Genomic DNA, 22,417 nt, shown 5'->3' with positions numbered 1-22,417 from the left:
AAGGTTATCTTTGTTATACGATGAATAAGAAAAAAGTTGCACTCCTTATCCTGGACGGACTAGGATATGGAAAACATGATAAATCAAATGCAGTTGAAGCTGCAAATACCCCATTTTTAGATCACTTATTGGACACATACCCAAATTCAACGCTGGAAGCTTCGGGCGAAGCTGTAGGCCTTCCAGAGGGACAGATGGGAAATTCTGAAGTTGGTCACATGAATCTTGGTGCCGGAAGAATTGTCTATCAAGAATTAGGACGTATTCACAAAGCTGTAAATGACGGTGTATTCAATACAGATATCGTTATCCAGGATGCCTTTAAATATGCACTTGAAAACCATAAAAAAGTACACTTTATCGGCTTACTTTCCGATGGTGGCGTACATGCACATACCAAACACCTGAAAGGCCTTTGTGATGCCGCAAAACATGCCGGGTTAAACAGTGACCAGGTATTTATCCATGCCTTCCTAGACGGTCGTGATACAGACCCCAATTCAGGCATCGGCTATGTCAAAGATCTACAGGAATATCTAAAAACTACCTCAGGCACCTTCGCTTCGGCCATCGGCAGATATTATGCAATGGACCGGGACAACAGATGGGAACGCGTTAAGTTAGCTTACGACCTATTGGTGAAAGCCGAAGGTGAAAAATCCAGTGACCTCGTTGCTGCTATCCAGAAATCATACGATGAGGGCGTGACGGACGAATTTGTTAAACCAATTGCATTAGTTGATGCTGAGGGTAAAGCTGTAGCGACCATTCAGGACGGTGATGTTGTGTTCTGCTATAATTTCAGGACGGACCGTGGCCGTGAAATTACCATTGCACTGACTCAAAAAGCTTTCCCTGAGTATGATCTTGCTCCATTAAATCTATACTATGTCACCATGACAGCGTATGATGAAACCTTCAAAAATGTACGTGTTGTTTTCCAAAAAGATAATCTAACAAATACACTCGGTGAAGTTTTGGAAGCAAATCATAAAACGCAGACCCGTATTGCCGAAACAGAAAAGTATCCGCACGTGACATTCTTCTTTTCAGGTGGCCGTGAGCAACAATTCGAAGGTGAAAACCGACTTTTGGTGCCTTCACCAAAGGTAGCAACTTACGATCTTCAACCAGAGATGTCGGCCAACGGAATTACCGAAGCGATCGTCAATGATATGGAAACGCTGCAACCTGACTTTATCTGTCTCAATTTCGCCAATCCAGATATGGTAGGCCATACCGGTGTATTTGAGGCTGTCGTAAAAGCAGTAGAGACAGTGGATCAATGCACAAAAACTGTAGTGGAAACAGGATTGAAAAATGGCTACTCCTTTATCATTTTGGCCGATCACGGTAATTCAGAATTTATGATCAACGAGGATGGCTCACCAAATACAGCACATACAACAAATTTGGTTCCCTGCATCTTGATTGATGAGCAGTACAAAAAAATAGCAGATGGTAAATTGGGAGATATTGCCCCAACCGTCCTCAAACTTTTGGGCGTAGATATCCCCGTTGAAATGACAGGAAATGTATTGGTATCAGAATAAGAATTTATATAAAACATTAGGCAGCGCACTTCCCCTATTAGTGGGTGGTGCGCTACTTTTTTGGAGCTGCAGTTCCCCCTCAGGCCCAAAAAAAGCTAAAAAGACGACGGATATCTTTTCGGTAGACTCTTTTTTCAGCGCCGAAGCACAACGCCTGCAGCAGATCAACCCCTTGGTGTTAAAATCTGTCAACAAAGACGGCGAAAAGGAACAACGTGAACTCAAGATCGAAAACTGGCAAAATGAACTTTCGGCTTTCCAGTCCGCGGATATCAGCAAGAATTTTGATCCCACGCTTTATGAGGTCAAAGCCATAGATTGCGTAACGGAATTTACCGCCAAAAAGAAAGAATTGCAGATACAGAAACTCCGCATCGAGTTTGATCGTAAAAATGAGCGCGTGAAACATATACATATCGATAAAAAAATAGCGAACTCCCTTTATGATAGCAATGAAAAACTGGATTATTATATCGATTCATTGTACAGTATCATAAAACTCCAAGACGTACAAGGGCTTGACGCCAATCAATATGAAATTATTGGACGATTTGTACAGTCCAAAAAATAATACTGAAACCAAAAAAGTTTCAATAAAAAAGGACCAATCCCAAAATGCTGTCCCTAAAACCGTCTAGCTTTTTGGGGCTGCTACAGCACGGCTTTTGGTTCTTTTTTTAATAATAGATGCAACATGATTGCTTTATTTATAATTTTCCTTATATTTGCGGTATTGATTGTCTGCAGAGACATCGTATAAGAAGAATAAGGTGCGCGGTATTCCATTGAACAAATTAGCAGCGTTTACGCTTTTGATGGCCTTTTTAATCGGTCAGTTCATTGTCTATACCCATTCCCACGAGCCGATAGCCTTGAGTACGGTGGACTGTAGCGCGAAAAAACATCATGCAGACCATCCAAAATGTTCCATTTGTGATCAGAATGCACACCCACAGTTGCTCTTTCAGTTTAGCCAAAATGAAATTCTGCTTCCCGAACTGGAAATAGCATTTGGCTTCTTTGTACCAAACGACCAGATGATCAACGCGCTGCTATCTGGTAATCGCGGCCCTCCTCATTGTTAAATTTCATCCAATATGCTACGACAAAGTTATCCATGAAAACTTTGTTCACTATGATTACAATACACTTCAAGCCAGACTTTCTAGCAATTGCTGCGGACGTAATCATAATGGATTTCCCTTAATTTAACAATCAGCGATTCATTTGATGAATCCATCCCTATTGACAGCTATTTTCATAACTGATGGAAATACAGATCCAATAAGGTCGGTTATCAGGTGAATAGGCGCCATCTACTGATGGTATAAACTAGTTACAGATGAAACTCAAAATCAAAGGCAGCATATGTTTGCTTGTCTTCTATTTCTTGCTATTTTCTGTTCAGGCCGCGACCATTTCGGGCAAAGTGACGGATTCAAAAACAAATCAACCAATAGCGGGGGCAACCATATCTTTGCTCCAGCTGCGCTCAAGTACCTCTTCGGACCAACAGGGTCATTACACATTCAAATCACTTCCTTCACGCGGACGTTATCTCGTTGAAGTGCGTTTTATTGGTTACCAATCACTGATCAAAACAATAGAGCTGACATCGGAGGACGTCTCAGTAGACTTTTCGTTGACTGAAAGTATTATCGAGACAAACGAAGTGGTAGTAACGGGCACACTCGTTACAGCGCAAAGCCGTCGAAATAGCACTTCGGTTTCCGTTGTATCCAAAGAAGAACTACAAGGTGCTGGGACAAATCTCATTGACGCACTAGCTCGCCAGGTTCCTGGACTGAGCCAGGTAACAACGGGACAGGGCATTTCCAAACCAGTCATCCGCGGCCTTGGCTACAACCGGGTTGTCACTGTCAACGATGGGGTAAAACAAATGGGCCAGCAATGGGGAGACGAACATGGTATTGAGATCGACCAAAATCAACCCGACCGAGTAGAAGTTCTGCGGGGAGCAGCTTCACTGATGTATGGCTCAGATGCCATCGGTGGTGTCATCAATATCCTCGAACCAAGTGTCCCTACTGCGGGGGAAATAAAAGGAGAACTGCTGTCCAGCTATTCGACCAACAATGGCCTGACCAATACTTCATTGATGCTTACAGGAAACGAAAATGGCTTCGTATGGCGGGGACGTGGATCTTATCAGAATGCCCATGCCTACAATACACCTGCTGGACACTATATCAATAGTGGTTTTAATAACACCAACCTTAGTGGAATGCTGGGGTTAAATAAACAATGGGGATATTCACATCTAAATTTCTCTTACCTCAAAAATAACATCGGTTTTTATGATGCCGAGCCTGGAGATCCTCTATACAACAACTCCAAAAGCCGTACCCTGGATTTTCCGAAACAGGATATCCGTCATTATAAACTCGCACTCAATAATAATTTTGTGATCGGCTCGGGAAATTTAAAACTGGATTTGGGCTTCCAAAAAAATCAGCGTCGCGAACTTGAAAGCGCAAGTCCTTCCTTATTTTTTGATTTAAACACCTACTCGCTTGATGCGAAGTATCACCTGGCTGAAAGGAATGGCTGGCAGCATGTCTTTGGTATCAGTGCTAGTCAGGAACATAGCATCAACAAGGGAGTCGAATTTTTGATCCCTGCTTATGATCAGATCGAGCTAGGAGCTTTTGCTTACGCCAAGAAAACCTGGGGAGAGAATACCTTCAACATGGGACTTCGTTATGATTACGTCAATAGCAAGGGCAAACAGCTTTTTGTTGAAGATGAGGAGCAATTTCCAGGATTTAAAAACAGGTTCAGCAATCTTAGCGGTGCCCTTGGGTATACACATAGCTTCAGTGAAGATTTCAATTTCAAAGCCAATGCAGGGTCAGCCTTTAGGGCACCTAATCCTGCGGAACTTGGCTCAAACGGTGTGCACGAAGGAACTTCCCGCTACGAAATCGGGAACGAGAACCTGAAAGCGGAGCGTAGTTTTCAGGCAGACGCAACCCTTGAATTTGGACATAGTATAGTAACGGGCAGCATCGGTATTTATGAAAATTATATTCATAATTTTATCTATGCCTCAGCAAAAAAAGGCGATACGAAAACAATCCTCGATGAGGATAATAATGAACAGACCTATGATGTCTATCGTTATGGCCAAGTAAATGCCAATCTTTTTGGTTTCGAAGGGAGCCTAAACTTCCATCCGCTCAACTGGGTACATCTAGATAACACATTTACCTATACCCATGCGCAAAACAAGACCTTCGACAGGCCGCTGGCATTGATTCCTGCAGGTGTCTTACATAATACCCTGCGCCTCGAACCCAAGATAAATGGCCTACATGCGTTTTACGTATCCGTAGGTTTAGACAATTATTTTAAACAAAACCGTATTGACGAAACTTTCGAAACGGCTGCAGATTCATATTCATTGATCAATGCCGGAATAGGTACTACCTTACATTTAGGAAAACAACCAGTGAAGGTATATGCAACTGCATCTAACCTTACCAACAAACGCTATTATGACGCCCTGAGCAGGTTACGCCCAGGAAGGTTATCGCAGGAGGACCCAAGCTACGGGGTTTACAATATGGGAAGGAATATTACTTTCGGCGTCTACCTCCCACTCAGCATAAAAAAATAAAACGCCCTATAAAAAATCAGGGATCCAAAAGGATCCCTGATTTCTTTTGAGGCCTATCCCCGTCCATTCAAATGATCCAAGAGTAGGCTACTTGACATTATTTGGGGTCATCGGCCGTTGCCTCACGGGCCAAAGGCACATCGTCGGGCATCCGCTCTAAGGACGAATCCAATGCAAAAAGCGACTCATCCGAAGCCCGGTCCCCGCCCGCTATCTTCAATTTATCAATTAATTCAAGAGCAAGTTTTTCCTCTTCGATCTGTTCTTTGACAAACCATTGGGCAAAGTTCCATGTCGCCCAGTCTTTCTGTTCCATAGCGAGATTGACAATACGATAAATAGCTTCGGTGTTGTCCACCTCGTGTTTAAATACCCGTTGGAAACATTCAGTTAGGCTTTGGGGATCAGCCGGTGGGGCAGCAATGGCCTGAATTCGGGGACGCCCGCCGCGCTCGAGGATGTAACCCATAATTTTTGTCATATGATTGCGTTCCTCCTGCGCATGCCGATATAGAAAATTGGCAATTCCACCGTAGCCCTGATCATCGGCCCATACACCCAACGCCAAATAAATTTGCGCTGCTTCAGCTTCTTTTGTCATCTGACTGATTAAAATGTCCTGCATTTCTGCTGACAATCGATTCGTTTCCATATACTAAATTCCTGTTGATTCAAGTATAGAACAGAATTTCCCTACTTTTCGTTTGTAAATTTATCAAATGCAACATACAGCAGCTGGATCAGATCGAAGATACAGAGGGCAGAATTGACTGCGAGAATAACTGGGAAATATCTGAGTCAATTGAGCAAATAAAAAGGGGAACTCAATGAGCTCCCCTTTTTATGCTATAGATTGATAAGCTTATTTCAAGTTATCTCTATACACTTTTGCTTTTTTGACTTCTGTTTGGATATCTTTTTTAGAAGAATCAAAACTCAATACTTTTTCGTAATCCTTGATCGCATTATTATAAGCATCGGTCGCCATTGCTTTGTTGTAATTAGGTGTACCCGCTGTTCCAATCAAAATACCCAAATCGCGGTTTGCGATCGCTCTATTTTGATAGAATTTGGAATCCGTAGGGGTGATTTGAATTGCTTTTGAATAATCTTCAATTGCTACGCGTAATAACTGCTCTTTGTTAGCTGCAGACACTTTGTTTGACTGAACAGCAAGAGTGTTGTTCGCTTTCGCTTTGAAGTACAATGCATTTGCATTTTTAGGACTCAATGCAACAACCTTTCCGAAAGTTTCAGCTGACTTTTTATAATCACCATTTTGAAATTGGGAGTAACCCAACATATACAAGACATCCGGATCTTTGCCCTCCTGAGGTAAAGCTTTTGTCAAGTATGACTCTGCATTTTTGAAGTCACCATCCAAAAGAGCTTTTTGCCCCATTCTCACATTGGCATTGCTATGCTCAGCTTGTTTTTGTTGTGCATTGGCACTAAGTGCGACCAAAGCAAAAACTCCTGTGAACAAACCTAATTTAAGTGATTTTAAGTTCATATCTAAATAGTTACGTTGTTTCTATGTACGTTATTAATGATCATTACTGACCGTTTATTATCCTAAGAAAAAATAGCCCTATTGCTTTATCTCTTGCAAGAATCTGCCATCGTCTATTCTTTCACATTCCAATATTACAATTATTATGCCTATTTATCCAACAAATGGCAGATAAATTTTATTTAACCTGCCTTTTTTGCATATTCTAGAAAATAGATTTGTAATTTTGCTACCTTTTAGCAATTGGCACTTCCCTTGCAATATAGGGGAAACAACATTTGAAGTTTAAAATTTGAACGTCGATTGACAACATGTCAGCGACTGCCAAATACACAAAATAAACACTATGAGCAAATTCGAAACTTTTGATTTCAGTCAGGCTATTCCAATCGTAACGGAAGATACAGAATTCTTCCCCCTTTTGACACAGCAGGATGAAGACGATATGGCAAATGCTGAAATTCCAGAAGCATTATCTATTTTGCCTTTGCGCAATACCGTTTTATTTCCCGGTGTTGTCATTCCGATTACTGTAGGGCGGGATAAATCTATCAAATTGGTAAAAGAAGCCTATAAAGGGAACAAAACAATTGGTGTAGTCTCGCAAAAGGATATGACCGTCGAGGACCCTGGCTTTGAAGAACTGAATAAAGTGGGTACGGTTGCTCACATTATCAAAGTGCTCCAGATGCCGGACGGAAACACGACGGTTATCATTCAGGGAAAGCAACGTTTTAACCTGGTAGAGATTGTAGAAACCGAACCTTACCTAAAGGCACGCGTCGAAAAATTCAATGAGGCAAAACCAAAGATGACCAAACATTTTAAGGCGACAATCTCCACCTTGAAAGAAATGGCATTGCAGATCATTCAGCTTTCACCGAATCTTCCCAGCGAAGCCGGTATAGCGATCAAAAATATCGAAAGCCCCTCTTTTCTGATCAACTTTATTTCGTCCAACATCAATGTCGAAATGATCAAAAAACAAGAGCTACTTCAAATCCCAAAAGTTGAAAACCGTGCAAAACTTTTGTTGGAACTGTTGACCACCGAAATCCAGATGCTGGAACTGAAACATCAGATCCAGAATAAGGTTCGTGTAGACCTGGACAAGCAACAACGGGATTATTTCCTCAACCAACAATTGAAAACCATTCAAGAGGAACTCGGTGGAAATACACCTGATCTTGAACTCGAAGAACTCAAAAAACGCGGTAAGACAAAAAAATGGAGTCTCGATGTCGAAAAGCATTTCAACAAGGAGCTCGAAAAGCTTTCACGTATCAATCCGGCGGCAGCAGATTATTCTGTGCAACTAAATTATCTTGAACTGCTTCTTGATTTGCCTTGGAATGAAACAACCAAAGACAATTTTGACTTGAATAAAGCACAAAAAGTGCTGGACAAGGATCACTATGGATTGGAAAAAGTCAAAAAACGTATCATTGAGTACCTTGCTGTATTAAAATTAAAAAATGATATGAAAGCCCCGATCCTCTGTTTGATAGGCCCTCCTGGAGTCGGGAAAACCTCTTTAGGACGATCTATCGCTAAAGCATTGGGACGTAAATATACCCGCATGGCGCTGGGTGGTGTACGTGACGAAGCTGAAATCAGAGGCCACCGTAAAACGTACATCGGTGCAATGCCAGGCCGTATTATCCAATCGCTGAAAAAAGCAGGTGCTGCCAATCCGGTCTTTATCCTGGATGAGATCGATAAAATGAGTGCAGATTTCAAAGGTGATCCTTCTTCTGCCCTACTTGAGGTATTGGATCCGGAGCAAAACACACATTTCTACGATCATTATGTGGAAATGGAGTTTGACCTGTCCAAAGTGATGTTTATTGCAACCGCCAATTCGCTAAGTGCCATCCAGCCCGCTTTACTGGACCGTATGGAGATTATCGAAGTCAACGGATATACCATTGAGGAAAAGATTGAGATTGCGAAAAAACACCTGCTTCCGAAACAACGTGAAATGCACGGTATGGCATCCAAAGACGTTGCCCTGAAAGGTAAAATCATTGAAAAAATCATCGAAGACTATACCCGCGAATCAGGCGTACGTGGACTGGAGAAGAAAATTGGTTCTATCGTCCGTGGTATTGCGACACGTATTGTCATGGAAAAGGATTATAATCCAAGTATCAACGATCAGGATGTTGTGGATATCCTAGGCGCTCCGATCTTTGATAAAGATATCTACGAAAACAACAATGTTGCCGGTGTAGTGACAGGCCTGGCCTGGACTTCCGTAGGCGGTGATATTCTGTTTATCGAATCATCCCTAAGCCCCGGTAAAGGGCGCTTGAGCCTGACAGGTAATCTTGGTGATGTCATGAAAGAATCTGCCTCTATTGCATTGGCCTACTTAAAAGCTCATGCGGCTGATTTCGGTATTGACTATCGAGTATTCGACCATTGGGATATTCATATCCACGTTCCTGCAGGTGCCATTCCTAAGGATGGTCCATCCGCCGGAGTAACGATGTTAACGGCACTGACTTCTTTATTTACACAACATAAGGTCAAAGAGAAACTGGCTATGACCGGGGAAATTACGCTGCGCGGAAAAGTATTACCGGTAGGTGGTATCAAAGAAAAGATCCTTGCGGCCAAACGTGCAAATATCAAAGAGATTATCCTTTGCAAATCCAACGAAAAAGATATCCTTGAAATCAAGGAAGACTATATTAAAGATATGCAGTTCCATTATGTCACCGAGATGGCACAAGTAATCAAACTTGCACTTCTTAAAGAAAAAGTAGCTGGTGCTTTGGATCTAACCCAAGGTATTGAAAACCCGAAAAAAGAAGCTTAATTTCTTATTGAGGGATCAGACAAAATTATTCAGAAAACGGGGCGTCCAAAAAGCATTGGCGCCCCGTTTTTTTATGCTATTTGTATCCTGTACTGTTTTTAGGTTAACCTTTCCATTATCCTCACTATCTTGCTTCAACTCGTCAATGCAAAAACAGCTCTGATCTTTCGTTTTGAACTAACCATTCCTGTAAAAACAGGTACCATTGGGTAGAATGATCAAGCTAACCTCCGTGTTCATCTGAGGCAGTATCAGCCAAGTTTCTCCTGGAGCACTTCCTCGTCCAAGCTATTTTCGTATTTGGAAATCACGAGTGTTGCAGCCGAATTGCCAATCAGATTGGTGATGGCGCGCGCTTCACTCATAAACCGGTCCACTCCAAATACCAATGCCACAGACTCCACAGGCACATGCCCGACAACTGGTAAGGTCAGCGCCAAAGTCACAAAACCACTTCCTGTGACACCCGCAGCCCCCTTGGAAGTTAGCAATAGGACCAACAACAGGGTAATTTCCTGCTGTAAGCTCAGGTGCATATTCAGTGCCTGCGAAATAAACACCGCTGCCATCGTTAGGTAGATACTCGTTCCGTCGAGATTAAAAGAATACCCGGTTGGGATCACCAATCCAACGACAGACTTCGCACAACCCGCATCCTCCATTTTTTGCATAATGCCCGGCAATGCGGACTCCGAAGAAGATGTTCCCAATACAATCAGAATCTCGTCTTTGATGTATTTCAGAAATTTGAAAATATTAACCTTAAGATAGAAATATAATACCGCGCCGATGACAATGACAATAAAGATAAAACAGGTCAGATAGAAACTTAACATTAACATACCCAGTTTGGTCAAAGCCTGAATTCCAAACTTACCTATGGTAAATCCCATCGCTCCCATGGCCCCCAATGGCGCCAGGTACATCACCATTTTAATAATGGAGAAAAGTACCTTTAGAAAAGACTGCAACACATTGATAACGGGTTCAGCGGCTTTGTGGCCGATCTTGGTCATCCCTATGCCAAAGAGCACCGCAAAAACCAATACCTGCAATATATTGTCTGACGCAACTGATGCAATAACATTCTCCGGAATAATATCCATGATAAAATCCATGAAACTATGGGGTTTCTTGGACTCGGCGATATAATGTGATACAGAAGAGATATCTAGACTTGCCAGATCAGCATTCATACCCTTACCGGGCTGAATTACATTCACAAAAACCAAACCGATGATCAAGGCAATGGTAGTCATCACTTCAAAATAGATTATCGACGTCAGTCCGATCTTGCCTACTTTTTTCACGTCCTGCATCCCGGCGATACCAATCACGATAGAACTAAAGATCAGTGGCGCTATCACCATCTTGATCAACTTGATAAAGACATCACCCAGCGGCTTTAGCTTAACGGCAAAGTCCGGGAAATAGACCCCACAGAAAATACCGATCAATATACCGACAATAACCTGAAAATAGAGACTCTTAAAAATATGCTTCATTGTGCTAACGATTAACGGCAATACCCTCTGCTTTCAACATCGTTTTAAATTTGGGGTTTCGGATGTATTTATTAAAATCATGGCTTTTCATACCTGTAAAATCCGTATACTTCATAATCGGATAATATTTTACCAATTCATCGCATACATTGGATTTATAGCCTAGATCAGTCGCTCTTAGTTTATTTGACAAAAATCCAACAAATTTCTTTAACATCACATCTGTATTATTGACCGTGATATGGATCCGCTTGACCTGTTTGCTTAGGCTGCAGAATGAATCTGTTCCTGTCGTGAGATCCTTGATCTTAAAATCATCAAGGCCTATGGCTGGCGCAAGCATTATACAGGTAATCTCATTCCCGTTTTCAGCTAGCTTTTTTGCTGCATCAACGTCTACATTATGGTTCACTAAGGTTCCTTTGGCAAAACTTTCACTAAAGGTCGCATTGCTCAATGCACTTAGTACAACCGATGCTCCACGACTATGTGAAATGAGGAAAATCTTTTTGTTGCTGATGCTGTTCAACAGGTTACGCAACCCAAACTCACCCGCCATCTGGCTAAAAGAGGTCGCCGAAAACCAAACCTTCGCCCCGCCAAAGGGATTGGTCGTATGCAAACCATCCCAGTAGAATTTAACAACCTCATCTTTATTGGTATTGAGTTTTAGTAATTTGCGCATATACTCATAACTCTCGTTGACCTCATTTGATGGTGCATTGAAACCATGTACAAATATAAATACACGATCTTTTGCCTTTACTTTACTGCTTATTGCCAACATCCGGGTCTTCTCAAAACCTTTCAACTGGTTTTCTATCCCCTTCTCAGTTGCGATTTTCATTAGCGAATAGGCATTGATATCACCGCTCTTGGGTGGCTCACCATAAGTCTTTCGCCAATTGTCGGGATAAAAGTTCCCATTCTGATCCACAAATGAATTCACAATATTCGGTTTGTCAAACGAATTGGGATAAGGCCCCTTGGGCACATTATGGCTTATCCCACAGGAAACCATCGAAAAAAGAAGAAAAAGATAGTAAAGTTGTCCTCTCATGGAGCTATTTATTTACACTGTTAAAAACCACAATTTCGTTAAGGTAAAAGGTCGACTGAATCATCAAAGTATATATTGGCAAAATACAGCAATTAAATTCTGATGCACTGCATCTTAATAATCAATTCGTATTACGAATATATAAAAAAAAGAAACTGTACAAAATGCAAAAGCAATCTCAGGGATGTGAATACTAAAAAAGAGGTTGAAAAGAATACGAGATATCCAAAAATAAATAGGGAGCCCATTGGCCTTGAAGGTAAAAAAGACTTCGTGCTTAAATAAAATAAGATGGAAGAAAAAAAGGGGGCATTCTATATATAGAACGCCCCCTTCTCTTGATATCTTTAAACTTAGCTACTGAAGTATGCACGTACATTTTTACCTTCAATCCAGTTCATATAGGCTTTATTAACAACCTTGTTCCCACCTGGAGTAGGATAATTACCAGAGAAGTACCAATCTCCGCTATGAGCCGGACATGCTTTATGTAGGTTGTCCAATGTCTGATACACCACCTCTAGCTCAGCTTTCAAATGATGCGGTCTGACGATACGGCCAATTTCTTCAGAAATCTCCTCGTCTGTAAATGGCGCATAAATGGCTTTCACATGGTTTTCGATTTCATTGACATCTTGGGTCATCGACAAGAGACATTTTTGATACACCTCATCAATAATATGTGCCATACCACGTTGCTTCAACAGATTGATCGCTGCTTCGAATGCAACGAATTCACCCATACGCGACATATCGATACCGTAACAATCCGGATAACGGATTTGAGGCGCCGAGGAAACGATCACAATTTTCTTCGGATTCAAACGATCCAAGATCGTGAGGATACTTTGCTTCAACGTTGTTCCCCGTACAATGGAGTCATCGATTGCAACGATGGTATCTTCATGATCCTTAACAATACCATAAGTGGTATCATACACATGTTGTACCATATCTGTACGATCCGCATCTTGCGTAATGAAAGTACGCAATTTGGCATCTTTTACGTTCAGCTTTTCAAAGCGTGGTTTGATGCTTAGGATTTCGTCCAACTCCTCGTCAGAAATTTTATCAGCCCGTTTTAATAAGGTCTCTTTCTGGAAATCCCTAACGTAGGTATTGATACCATCCATCAAACCGTAGTACGATACTTCGGCTGTATTAGGGATAAAGGAAAATACCGTATTCTTAATATTACTTTTGACAGATTCCAATACCTGCGGTACCAATAATCTACCCAGTTCTTTACGTTCTTTATAGATATCAGCATCCGATCCACGGGAGAAATAGATACGTTCAAAAGAGCAAGAACGTTGTTCAACAGGTTGTCTAAACATCTCCTGCGATACAGTTCCGTCTTTTTTCGCGATCAAGGCATGTCCCGGTTTAATTTCTTTAACGGCACCAATAGGCACATTGAAAGCAGTTTGGATAACAGGCCTTTCCGAAGCTACAACCAAAATTTCTTCATCTTGGTAATAGAATGCCGGACGGATACCTGCAGGGTCACGCATCACGAATGCATCCCCGTGCCCAAAGATACCGGCAATGGTATAACCACCGTCCCAGGTCTTAGCGGAACGCTTAAGGATCTTGGAAACATCAATATTTTTGGCAATCAATGAACTGATCTCAACGTTGGAATATCCTTCTTTTTTGAACTGATCGAAAAGATCCTGGTTTTCATCATCTAAGAAATGTCCAATTTTTTCCAAAACGGTTACAGTATCCGCTTTTTCCTTTGGATGTTGTCCCAACTCATACAGTTGTTGCAAGAGTTCATCCACATTGGTCATGTTGAAGTTACCCGCAACAACAAGATTGCGTGACATCCAATTGTTTTGTCTTAAAAATGGGTGACAGCTTTCGATACTGTTCTTTCCATGCGTTCCATAACGCAAATGTCCTAAAAGTACTTCTCCTGTAAAACTGACATTATCTTTTAACCATTGGGTATCCTTTGATTCATCCGGAAATGCCTTCTGAACAGAAGCAAATTTTTTCTGTACATATTCGAATATATCTGCCACAGCAGAGGAGCCCATAGCTCTGTAACGCGAAATGTAACGATTTCCAGGTTTAACATCAAATTTAATGGTTGCAATTCCAGCCCCGTCTTGTCCACGGTTGTGCTGTTTTTCCATTAATAGGTACAATTTGTTGATGCCATAGAATGGCGTACCATATTTTTCCTGATAATAAGATAAGGGTTTTAACAGGCGAATTAGTGCGATTCCGCACTCGTGTTTAATAGCGTCGCTCATATCTTGATTTGATGACGCAAAAATAAGAATTATTTAGAACTTACCGATCCCTCCCCACACTTTTTCCATAATAAAATTACAGTGAATCGACACTGTCTCTTCGGGATAGGTTTCTATGCCCTATTGTGCGATAAAAACCGGAACTTTCACAGCATGGCGCAACTTGTTTACTGTCTCTCCAAACACAAAATCTTTGACGCCGGTGTGACCGTGGCTTCCCACAACCAAGAGATCTGCATGGTATTTTTCACAAACTTCGGCAATACTTTTGATCCGGTTGTTGTAACCAAGTTCATATTCCGTCTGATGTCCTTTGGACAATAAAAAGTCTGCATATAGCTTCAGCCGTTCCATATCTTGTCGCGACTCAAAATCATCGGTAGACTCTCCTGTATATTTAACAGAGGCACTTTCGACAATATGGACAACGACAAAACTGGTATCAGCATGCGACAGCTGCAAAGCATACTGAATCACTTTCTGATCTGAGCTGGAGAAATCCAACGCGACCACCACCTTCTTGAAAGAACCCCTGTCCTCAAAATGTAAGGCCTCAAATGGTGGATGAATTTCCAATTCAATCGGTTTTGATTTACGCATAATAGGAATTAATACCGTCATAATCAGCAAAAATAACAGCCCAAGGGCTCCTAGAACAAGTAACACTGTGACCAAAGGATTGTTTGCTTCAATGATCCAGCCGCTGACCTCATCGTACACCAGCTTAAAATTCAACACCGCAATCACTGCAGCAATCAGCCATGCAAATGTTTTAGTCAATGGTTTAATGGCGAAAATGCCCATCTTGGCTTTATCACTGACAAAATGAATCAAGGGAATGACCGCAAAGGCCAGCTGCATACTCAGGATGACCTGACTGAAGATCAACAACTGTCCTACCCGCCCTTCGCCAGAGATCAAGATCACCAAAACAGCAGGTATAATTGCCAAAAGCCGTGTAATAATGCGACGAAGTGTTGGACTGATACGCAGTCTTAGATAGCCTTCCATTACAATCTGACCAGCCAAGGTACCGGTTACCGTGGAACTCTGTCCGGCCAGAATCAATGCCACAGCAAATAACTTCGATGCCCATTCAGTGCCAAGTAAATTGCCCAATAGATGATAAGCGTCTTCAAGTTCGGCGACATCGTGCATACCGTTCTTATGAAAGACCGATGCTGCAAGAATAAGAATTGCAGCATTAACCAGAAATGCCAGATTTAAGGCAATGGCACTATCCCAAAAATTATACTTTAGCGATTTTTGTATGGAGACTTCATTACGGTCAATCTTTCGGGTCTGTACCAGAGCGGAATGCAGATAGAGATTGTGTGGCATGACAGTAGCACCGATAATACCAATTGCAATATAGAGCGCAGCGCTATTGGGAATACTCGGGATAAAACCTGTGGCCACCTCCGCAAAATCAGGTTTGGCCAGAAACATCTCCACCAAAAAACACATACCGATCAGGGAAATTAAGCCGATAATGAACAGTTCCATCTTGCGCATTCCGAGCTTCTGCAAGTAGAGCAACAGAAAGGTATCGGCAAAACTGATCAATACCCCCCAGAGCAAATCAATACCAAACAAGAGGTTAAGACCAATAGCCATTCCCAATACTTCGGCCAGATCACAGGCGGCTATGGCAATTTCAGCCAAAATATATAGCACAAAATTCATCCGCTTGGGGTAGGTCTCGCGATTACATTGCGCCAGATCCTTACCCCGCACAATCCCCAAACGGGCACAAAGATTTTGAAGCAATAAGGCCATAATATTACTCATCAGTAAGACCCAGATCAGCGCATAGCCAAACTGACTTCCTCCAGCGAGGTCCGTCGCCCAGTTGCCCGGGTCCATATAGCCTACACTGATCAGATAGGCGGGACCAAAAAAACTGAGTATCTTTTTGAACTTGGATTTTCCTTTATTGACATCGACACTTTCGTGGATATCGGATAATGATTTATGATGGGAGTCGTCGTGATGCATAGCTTACATGAGGACAATATATTTTATTGCTAGGGCTAAAGATAAAAAGCTTTACAATATTAGGCAATTAAACAGCCATATAATTAGAATTTAATTGTAAGTTGGCCCGAGCTTTCTTTCGATTGATTTCCGAATTTAACAAAATCAACAGGCTCGTACTGCCCCATATCGGGATTGAAGCGGCGGATATGCACTCCGGCACACATAAAACTCAGATCAACCGAACGTAGTAGTTTTTTTGCGATTTCCAGTCGCTCCGGTTCCAGCCTACGCCCGATAGATATATGAGGTTCATCACTGATCTCGATCAGATCAAACGAGCTTAAAGTATTTACAACTTTTCGGGCTCGATCCTTGAGGTAACTTCGCGCATGTACTGTTGGGGCAATATAAAAGGCCCCATCTGCAAAAGAAGAAAAATGATCAAAATAAACATATTGACTACGTTCATATAACAGCGCCTGCTGCAGAACTTCAGTAGCCCGTATCAACGTATCCTCATTTCCTGTAAAAGCACAAATAGTCACATGAGCTTTGGAATTACAACTATGGTACCAGCCCTTTTCTTTGTCTGGAAATTCCGCCGCCAATGCTGCTCTCAACTGCTGCTTTAATCCATCGACCAATACCAAACCCGCCTCATCAGGCTGAAAAACAAACGAATATTTATTGACACTACCCTCCATAACAAAAAGTCACCTTTTGATCAGTAGGTAAGATACCAAATCCGATGGAGATAACAAAACGATGCGACGCTAATGCTACCATCCAATTCCATAATCCTCCCCATTGTTACTGCTGCCGCCCCAGAGTGTACCATGCTGTTGATCAAAGTAGATCGCGTTGATCGGGCCACTGTTACGTTCACCGAACTGGATATTATAGCCCATTTTCTGCAATTTTTCGGCAACTTCCTTCGGAGTGCGTTTATCGAGCAGTAAACTTCCGGCACGAGGTTTTCGGTCTTCGATTTTGGTCCCGCCCAAAGATAACCACAACTGATTACTATTGATATTTGGAGCCTCGCTGGCCTGCTGCGGCGTCATGCCAAACTCTACTGTATTCAGAAAGAATTGTAACAGGTTCTGATCTTGTGTGTCACCACCTTGTACTGCAAAAGAAAGATAGGGTTTCCCTTCTTTTAGCGCCAAAGCTGGAGTAAGCGTCACACGCGGTCTTTTGCCCGGGGCCACCACGTTAAAAGGATTGATCAGGGAGTCGAGAACAAAACTTTGTAAACGTTGACTCATCCCTACCCCTGTATTTCCAGCGATACAGGCGGGCAACCAACCCCCACTTGGTGTGATAGAAACAACCCAGCCTTCCGCATCCGCGGCCTCCACACTGGTAGTTCCTCGTAATAAGCGATCCATATACGGACTATCTGTAGTCACTGAGGCTAAAAAGGTGCTGTCCGCAAGCGATAACAAGGAAGAAGTCGAACTCACATCGTGCTTGGGAACAAAGTCTTTTTTTGACTCGCTGTCTGGAGTAAACTGCTTTTTACGCTGTTGAAGTAGCTTTGTAAAAGGATTCTGCTTCCCTTCATACGGATAAGGATCACCGGGAAGAACCTGTGGATCGTTACGCAACGGATCAATGCTGGCGGCGCGTGCCTTGGCATAAGCTTCACTTAATAGACCTTGAATAGGTGCCTTAGGCAGGAAGTAGGGATCGCCATAATAGAAGTCCCGGTCTGCAAAGGACAGGTTCATGGCCTGATATATCGTGTGTATATATGGAGCAGAGTTGTAGCCCATTGCTTTGAGATCGAAGTTTTTCAGTAGCTGTAAACTCTGCAGCATGGCGGGTCCCTGCGTCCACTCCTGTAGTTTGTAGACATCAATCCCTTTATAATTGATGTGTAAAGGTTCTTCTTCAATGGGTCTCCAGTTGGCCAGATCCTCTTTCGTGATCAAGCCGCCCTGCTCTTTGCTTCCCCGTACAAATTCATCAGCGATATCACCTTTATAGAAGCGGTCGAAGGCAGCCATGATGGCTTCTTTTCGATCCTTGCCGGCTGCAAGGGCTTTCTTTTCCGCTTCAACAAGTTTGGTTAAGGTCTGCTGCAGATCCTGCTGTACAAAAATTTCCCCAGCTTCCGGTGCTTCTCTTTCTTGGCCTTCATGGACAAGGAAAACCTTTTTGCTATAAGGCCATTCTTTGATGCGAGCTTTACCCCGTTCGATACTATTGGCCGTCTGCGAGTCGATGGGATAACCAGCCGCCATTTCAAGCGCCGGAGCAAGTACCTCTGCAAGGCTTTTGGTACCGTACTGAGCCAACATATAACATAATCCACCCGGTGTACCCGGTGTGACTGCAGCGAGAGGTCCGTATTCTGGTGGAAATTCATAGCCCTTTGAGCGAAAGAAATCAACCGTTGCCCCTGTCGGTGCCACACCGAGGGCATTGATAGCGATCACTTTTTTTAGTTTCGGATGATAGATCAACGCCTGTGTTTCTCCACCCCAGCTGAGCACATCCCACATGGTACAGGTGGCAGCAAGCATGGCACAGGCTGCATCCACCGCATTACCGCCTTGATGAAATAACTGTGCCCCGGCCGTTGCTGCCAAAGGTTTTCCGGTAATTGCCATCCAATGTTTGCCGTGCAAAGGTGGCTTCTCCGTACGTTGTGTCTGTCCTTGAGCTGGCGCAAATGTTGTCATCATTCCAACAAAAGCAGTGAATAGCATATATCTTCTTTTCATCCTTATTATTGTTTTAGTGCCCAAAGTCCGCCCCTTTCGGTTTCCTCTTCTTTGGCTCCCTCTTTTTGCTGAACAGGGATATCGGCCGGCTTAGCGCATCGCAGTACATGTATTTTTTATGGAAGACAAGATAGCAAATTTTTAAAAATCCATCAGATCCAGGGTACAAATCCAGTGGTTAAACTGGAGATACAACCTATTTAAAGGGAAATAGAGCTCGCAAAAACAACGTGCCCATACCAACCGGAGTTGCTATGGGCACGCTATTGGATCTGCTTGATGATCGGATTACCAATAAATGGAATATAATGCTGTCACTAATAAAGCAACAATCAATGTACCGATCAAGAATGCTTTATGTGGTTTAAACATGGTTGTATCTACTTCCAGGCCGGCTGGTACTACCCCACGTTTGTTGTCAATCAAACTGATAATGATCATACCGATGATACAGATTGCAAAGACAAAACCCATCCGGTCCAAAAACGGAATTTCGTAAATTCCCGTTGTCGGATTCGGGATAGAGAAACCGGTCGAAGCCAAGAAAGAAAGATCTGCCCAATCCGGTAATTTTTTGAAGATAATGGATAGAATAAATCCACCTATCGTCGCAAATAATGCCGCATTTGATGTTGTTTTTTTCCAGAAAAATCCCAAGATAAACATGGCAAAAATACCCGGCGATACAAATCCGGTATACTCCTGGATGTATTGAAATCCACCCTTTTTGTCGATTCCCAAATGTGGCGCGATGATCACGGCCAAAATCATGGCAACAACAACCGTCACCTTACCTATATTAACCAACTTCTTGTCGGAAGCATCCGTATTAAATACCTTTTTGTAAATATCCAATGAGAAGATCGTGGCAATACTATTTGCTTTACCTGCCAATGAGGCAACTACCGCAGCAGTCAGCGCCGCAAATGAAAGTCCTTTTAGACCCGCTGGTAATAGATTCAATAAGACTGGGTAAGCATGATCCGGATTGACCTCGCCATGTTGCATCATTTCATTTTGAAATAAACCATCTTTCCACATAACATACGCGGCAATACCAGGCAATACGACGATAATCGGCATCAACAGTTTCAAGAATGCGGCAAACAAAATCCCGTTACGTGCAGTCTTCAAATCAGCGCCCAATGCCCGCTGTGTGATATATTGGTTACAGCCCCAGTAGTTCAGATTGACAATCCACATACCACCGATCAGAACAGTCAGTCCCGGTAAGTCAAGGTAATTCTCGTTTTTACGGTCCAGAACCATATGGAAGTGGTCGGAAGCCTTTTCGGTCATCAATTGATAGCCCTGCAAGATACCTGAACCACCATAGTGTTCGGAAACAAGGTTTAATGCCAGATAGGTTGTTGCCAAACCACCCAATACCAAAAAGAATACTTGAATAATATCCGTATATCCGATCACCTTCATACCTCCCAATGTGATGATAACAGCAAAAATGGCAATAGCATACATACAAGCTTCCAGACTTATTCCGGAAATGCTGCTCACCGCAATAGCGCCCAAGTAAAGAATCGAAGTCAGATTGACAACCACATACAATAGTAACCAAAAGACTGCCATAATCATGGCTACAGTACCATTATACCGCTTGTGCAGAAACTGCGGCATTGTAAAGATCTTATTCTTGAGGTATACCGGTATAAAAAACACCGCTACAACAATCAGGGTAATTGCTGCCATCCACTCGTACGTGGCAATGGCAAGTCCCATTTTGAAGCCCGACCCACTCATGCCGATAAATTGTTCCGCAGAAATATTGGATGCAATCAGGGAGGCTCCAATCGCCCACCAGGTCAACGATCCTTCGGCAAGGAAATAATCCTTGGAGCCTACAGATTCAGACTTTTTGCGATAATACACCCATAATCCGTAACCTGCAACAATGACAAAGTATATCAGGAAAACGATGTAATCTTTTGTACTTAAATAATTATTCATGTATTGGTAATTGGTTTAATTTGATCGCCTAATATATAAATATTTTGATTAACTATATATATCTATTGATCAAATTTTCTAAATACTCTTGCCTTCCGCTGATCGTTTGTGGTTCACCAGATTCTACCGCTAAATCTCTCAAATATTCCAGTGTCAGCTTACCCTGCTCAAAAGAAGCCCCATGACCACTATCGAAGGATGCATAACGGTCGGTTCTTATTTTACGGTATTCACCATCTTGCAAGATACGTTCTGCCGTAAGCAAAGCCCGTGCGAAAAGATCCATTCCGCCGATATGTGCGTAGAATAAATCCTGAGGATCAGTCGAGTTGCGACGAATTTTGGCATCAAAATTAACACCACCGCCCTGGAAGCCCCCCCCTTCTAAAATGATCAACATCGATTCGGTCAGTTCATTGATATCATTGGGAAATTGGTCAGTATCCCAGCCATTTTGATAATCACCGCGATTGGCGTCAATGGATCCCAGTTTTCCGGCATCAATAGCAACCTGCAATTCGTGTTGGAAGGTATGCCCTGCTAAGGTTGCATGATTCACTTCAAGATTGAGTTTGAAATCGTCCAATAGGTCATACTGTCTCAAAAATCCCAATACGGTGGCCGCATCATAGTCATATTGATGTTTGGTCGGTTCACATGGTTTGGGCTCGATAAAGAAAGTGCCTTTGAACCCATTTTTACGCGCATAATCCTTGGCTAAATGTAGAAACTGGGCAAGATGTTCCTGTTCCCGCTTCATATTGGTATTCAACAGGCTCATATAACCTTCCCTTCCACCCCAGAACACGTAGTTTTCACCACCGAGCGCAATGGTGGCATCCAACGCTGCTTTCACCTGTGCAGCACCATGCGTCAATACCTGGAAATCCGGATTCGTCGCAGCGCCATTCATATAACGTCTGTGGCTAAAGAGGTTGGCTGTGCCCCAGAGAAGCTTGATACCACTCGCCTGCTGTTTTTCTTTCGCATAGTCCACGATCGTTGCCAGTCTTTTTTCGTTTTCCAGCACATTATCCGTGTAATCCACCAAATCCACATCATGAAAACAGTAGTAGGGAATATTCATTTTGCTGATAAACTCAAAAGCAGCATCCATCTTATCTTTTGCACGTGTAATCGGGTCACTGCTTTCATCCCAGGGAAATCTGTGGGTTGGCCCGCCGAACGGATCAGATCCATCACCATTGAAAGAATGCCAATACGAACAGGCAAACTTAAAATATTCTTCCATGGTCTTACCTGCAACCACTTGTTTTGGATTGTAATAACGAAAAGCAAATGGATTTTTGCTTTCCTGTCCTTCAAATTCGATCTGTCCAATCCCTTTAAAAAACTCCTTTTGTTCTTTGATAATGTTCAT

Annotated in this window: 15 protein-coding genes; 5 read left to right on the top strand and 10 right to left on the bottom strand. The window is 42.5% G+C overall.

From position 1 onward, the window contains the following. The first annotated feature begins 20 nt into the window (after positions 1 to 20). From gpmI to ACK8HY_RS00410, 4 genes are all read left to right on the top strand, one after another. Positions 21 to 1,553 (top strand): 2,3-bisphosphoglycerate-independent phosphoglycerate mutase, encoded by a 1,533-nt coding sequence (gpmI, locus tag ACK8HY_RS00425; RefSeq protein ID WP_077436103.1) that lies wholly within the window; start codon positions 21 to 23, stop codon positions 1,551 to 1,553. Then, positions 1,534 to 2,124, top strand: a complete 591-nt coding sequence (locus ACK8HY_RS00420; RefSeq protein ID WP_077436101.1) for a hypothetical protein — start codon at positions 1,534 to 1,536, stop codon at positions 2,122 to 2,124. Before gpmI ends, ACK8HY_RS00420 begins: the two co-directional genes overlap by 20 nt. A gap of 166 nt (positions 2,125 to 2,290) precedes the next feature. Next, positions 2,291 to 2,638, top strand: coding sequence for a hypothetical protein (locus tag ACK8HY_RS00415; RefSeq protein WP_139351116.1), 348 nt, complete (start codon positions 2,291 to 2,293; stop codon positions 2,636 to 2,638). A gap of 257 nt (positions 2,639 to 2,895) precedes the next feature. Further along, positions 2,896 to 5,193, top strand: coding sequence for a TonB-dependent receptor (locus ACK8HY_RS00410; RefSeq protein ID WP_077436097.1), 2,298 nt, complete (start codon positions 2,896 to 2,898; stop codon positions 5,191 to 5,193). A gap of 97 nt (positions 5,194 to 5,290) precedes the next feature. Here the strand turns inward: ACK8HY_RS00410 and ACK8HY_RS00405 are convergent, their stop codons facing one another. Continuing rightward, the gene (locus tag ACK8HY_RS00405; protein WP_343561104.1) at positions 5,291 to 5,845 is read right to left on the bottom strand and encodes a ferritin; all 555 of its coding nucleotides are present in this window, start codon (positions 5,843 to 5,845) and stop codon (positions 5,291 to 5,293) included. A gap of 210 nt (positions 5,846 to 6,055) precedes the next feature. After that, positions 6,056 to 6,706 (bottom strand): tetratricopeptide repeat protein, encoded by a 651-nt coding sequence (locus ACK8HY_RS00400; protein ID WP_077436093.1) that lies wholly within the window; start codon positions 6,704 to 6,706, stop codon positions 6,056 to 6,058. Positions 6,707 to 7,052: 346 nt separating this feature from the next. On the opposite strand from ACK8HY_RS00400, the gene lon reads away from it, so the two are divergent. Next, complete coding sequence (gene lon / locus ACK8HY_RS00395) at positions 7,053 to 9,530, top strand: endopeptidase La (RefSeq protein WP_416132334.1); 2,478 nt, start codon at positions 7,053 to 7,055, stop codon at positions 9,528 to 9,530. 251 nt (positions 9,531 to 9,781) lie between these two features. Here the strand turns inward: lon and dctA are convergent, their stop codons facing one another. The 8 genes from dctA to xylA all read right to left on the bottom strand — a co-directional run bounded on the left by dctA (position 9,782) and on the right by xylA (position 22,417). Beyond that, on the bottom strand, positions 9,782 to 11,035 hold the full coding sequence (gene dctA, locus ACK8HY_RS00390; RefSeq protein ID WP_077436089.1) for a C4-dicarboxylate transporter DctA: 1,254 nt from the start codon (positions 11,033 to 11,035) through the stop codon (positions 9,782 to 9,784). A 4-nt stretch (positions 11,036 to 11,039) separates the two neighbouring features. Next, positions 11,040 to 12,095 (bottom strand): alpha/beta hydrolase, encoded by a 1,056-nt coding sequence (locus tag ACK8HY_RS00385; protein ID WP_077436087.1) that lies wholly within the window; start codon positions 12,093 to 12,095, stop codon positions 11,040 to 11,042. A 353-nt stretch (positions 12,096 to 12,448) separates the two neighbouring features. After that, complete coding sequence (locus ACK8HY_RS00380) at positions 12,449 to 14,359, bottom strand: class II glutamine amidotransferase (RefSeq protein ID WP_077436085.1); 1,911 nt, start codon at positions 14,357 to 14,359, stop codon at positions 12,449 to 12,451. A 120-nt stretch (positions 14,360 to 14,479) separates the two neighbouring features. After that, positions 14,480 to 16,357 (bottom strand): Nramp family divalent metal transporter, encoded by a 1,878-nt coding sequence (locus ACK8HY_RS00375; RefSeq protein ID WP_416132333.1) that lies wholly within the window; start codon positions 16,355 to 16,357, stop codon positions 14,480 to 14,482. An 83-nt stretch (positions 16,358 to 16,440) separates the two neighbouring features. Continuing rightward, entirely contained in the window at positions 16,441 to 17,043 is a 603-nt protein-coding gene (locus ACK8HY_RS00370; protein ID WP_416132332.1) for a 2'-5' RNA ligase family protein, read from the bottom strand. 75 nt (positions 17,044 to 17,118) lie between these two features. Then, complete coding sequence (locus tag ACK8HY_RS00365) at positions 17,119 to 19,071, bottom strand: gamma-glutamyltransferase family protein (protein WP_416132331.1); 1,953 nt, start codon at positions 19,069 to 19,071, stop codon at positions 17,119 to 17,121. Between the two features lie 288 nt (positions 19,072 to 19,359). After that, positions 19,360 to 21,036 carry a sodium/sugar symporter gene (locus tag ACK8HY_RS00360; RefSeq protein ID WP_077436077.1) on the bottom strand — a complete coding sequence of 559 codons (1,677 nt, stop codon included), beginning with the start codon at positions 21,034 to 21,036 and terminating at the stop codon, positions 19,360 to 19,362. Between the two features lie 52 nt (positions 21,037 to 21,088). After that, positions 21,089 to 22,417 carry a xylose isomerase gene (xylA, locus tag ACK8HY_RS00355; protein WP_077436075.1) on the bottom strand — a complete coding sequence of 443 codons (1,329 nt, stop codon included), beginning with the start codon at positions 22,415 to 22,417 and terminating at the stop codon, positions 21,089 to 21,091.

This window comes from Sphingobacterium sp. NGMCC 1.201703 (assembly GCF_047784615.1).
Lineage (GTDB): Bacteria > Bacteroidota > Bacteroidia > Sphingobacteriales > Sphingobacteriaceae > Sphingobacterium.
This window is presented reverse-complemented; position numbering and strand designations above follow the sequence as displayed.

Excerpts from the sequence above, each read along its gene's own strand:
- ACK8HY_RS00385 (WP_077436087.1), bottom strand. The coding sequence starts at position 12,095 with ATGAGAGGACAACTTTACTATCTTTTTCTTCTTTTTTCGATGGTTTCC.
- ACK8HY_RS00400 (WP_077436093.1), bottom strand. The coding sequence starts at position 6,706 with ATGAACTTAAAATCACTTAAATTAGGTTTGTTCACAGGAGTTTTTGCT.
- ACK8HY_RS00370 (WP_416132332.1), bottom strand. The coding sequence starts at position 17,043 with ATGGAGGGTAGTGTCAATAAATATTCGTTTGTTTTTCAGCCTGATGAG.
- ACK8HY_RS00420 (WP_077436101.1), top strand. The coding sequence starts at position 1,534 with ATGTATTGGTATCAGAATAAGAATTTATATAAAACATTAGGCAGCGCA.
- ACK8HY_RS00360 (WP_077436077.1), bottom strand. The coding sequence starts at position 21,036 with ATGAATAATTATTTAAGTACAAAAGATTACATCGTTTTCCTGATATAC.
- ACK8HY_RS00365 (WP_416132331.1), bottom strand. The coding sequence starts at position 19,071 with ATGAAAAGAAGATATATGCTATTCACTGCTTTTGTTGGAATGATGACA.
- lon (WP_416132334.1), top strand. The coding sequence starts at position 7,053 with ATGAGCAAATTCGAAACTTTTGATTTCAGTCAGGCTATTCCAATCGTA.
- xylA (WP_077436075.1), bottom strand. The coding sequence starts at position 22,417 with ATGAACATTATCAAAGAACAAAAGGAGTTTTTTAAAGGGATTGGACAG.
- ACK8HY_RS00410 (WP_077436097.1), top strand. The coding sequence starts at position 2,896 with ATGAAACTCAAAATCAAAGGCAGCATATGTTTGCTTGTCTTCTATTTC.
- ACK8HY_RS00375 (WP_416132333.1), bottom strand. The coding sequence starts at position 16,357 with ATGCATCACGACGACTCCCATCATAAATCATTATCCGATATCCACGAA.
- ACK8HY_RS00405 (WP_343561104.1), bottom strand. The coding sequence starts at position 5,845 with ATGGAAACGAATCGATTGTCAGCAGAAATGCAGGACATTTTAATCAGT.
- dctA (WP_077436089.1), bottom strand. The coding sequence starts at position 11,035 with ATGAAGCATATTTTTAAGAGTCTCTATTTTCAGGTTATTGTCGGTATA.
- gpmI (WP_077436103.1), top strand. The coding sequence starts at position 21 with ATGAATAAGAAAAAAGTTGCACTCCTTATCCTGGACGGACTAGGATAT.
- ACK8HY_RS00380 (WP_077436085.1), bottom strand. The coding sequence starts at position 14,359 with ATGAGCGACGCTATTAAACACGAGTGCGGAATCGCACTAATTCGCCTG.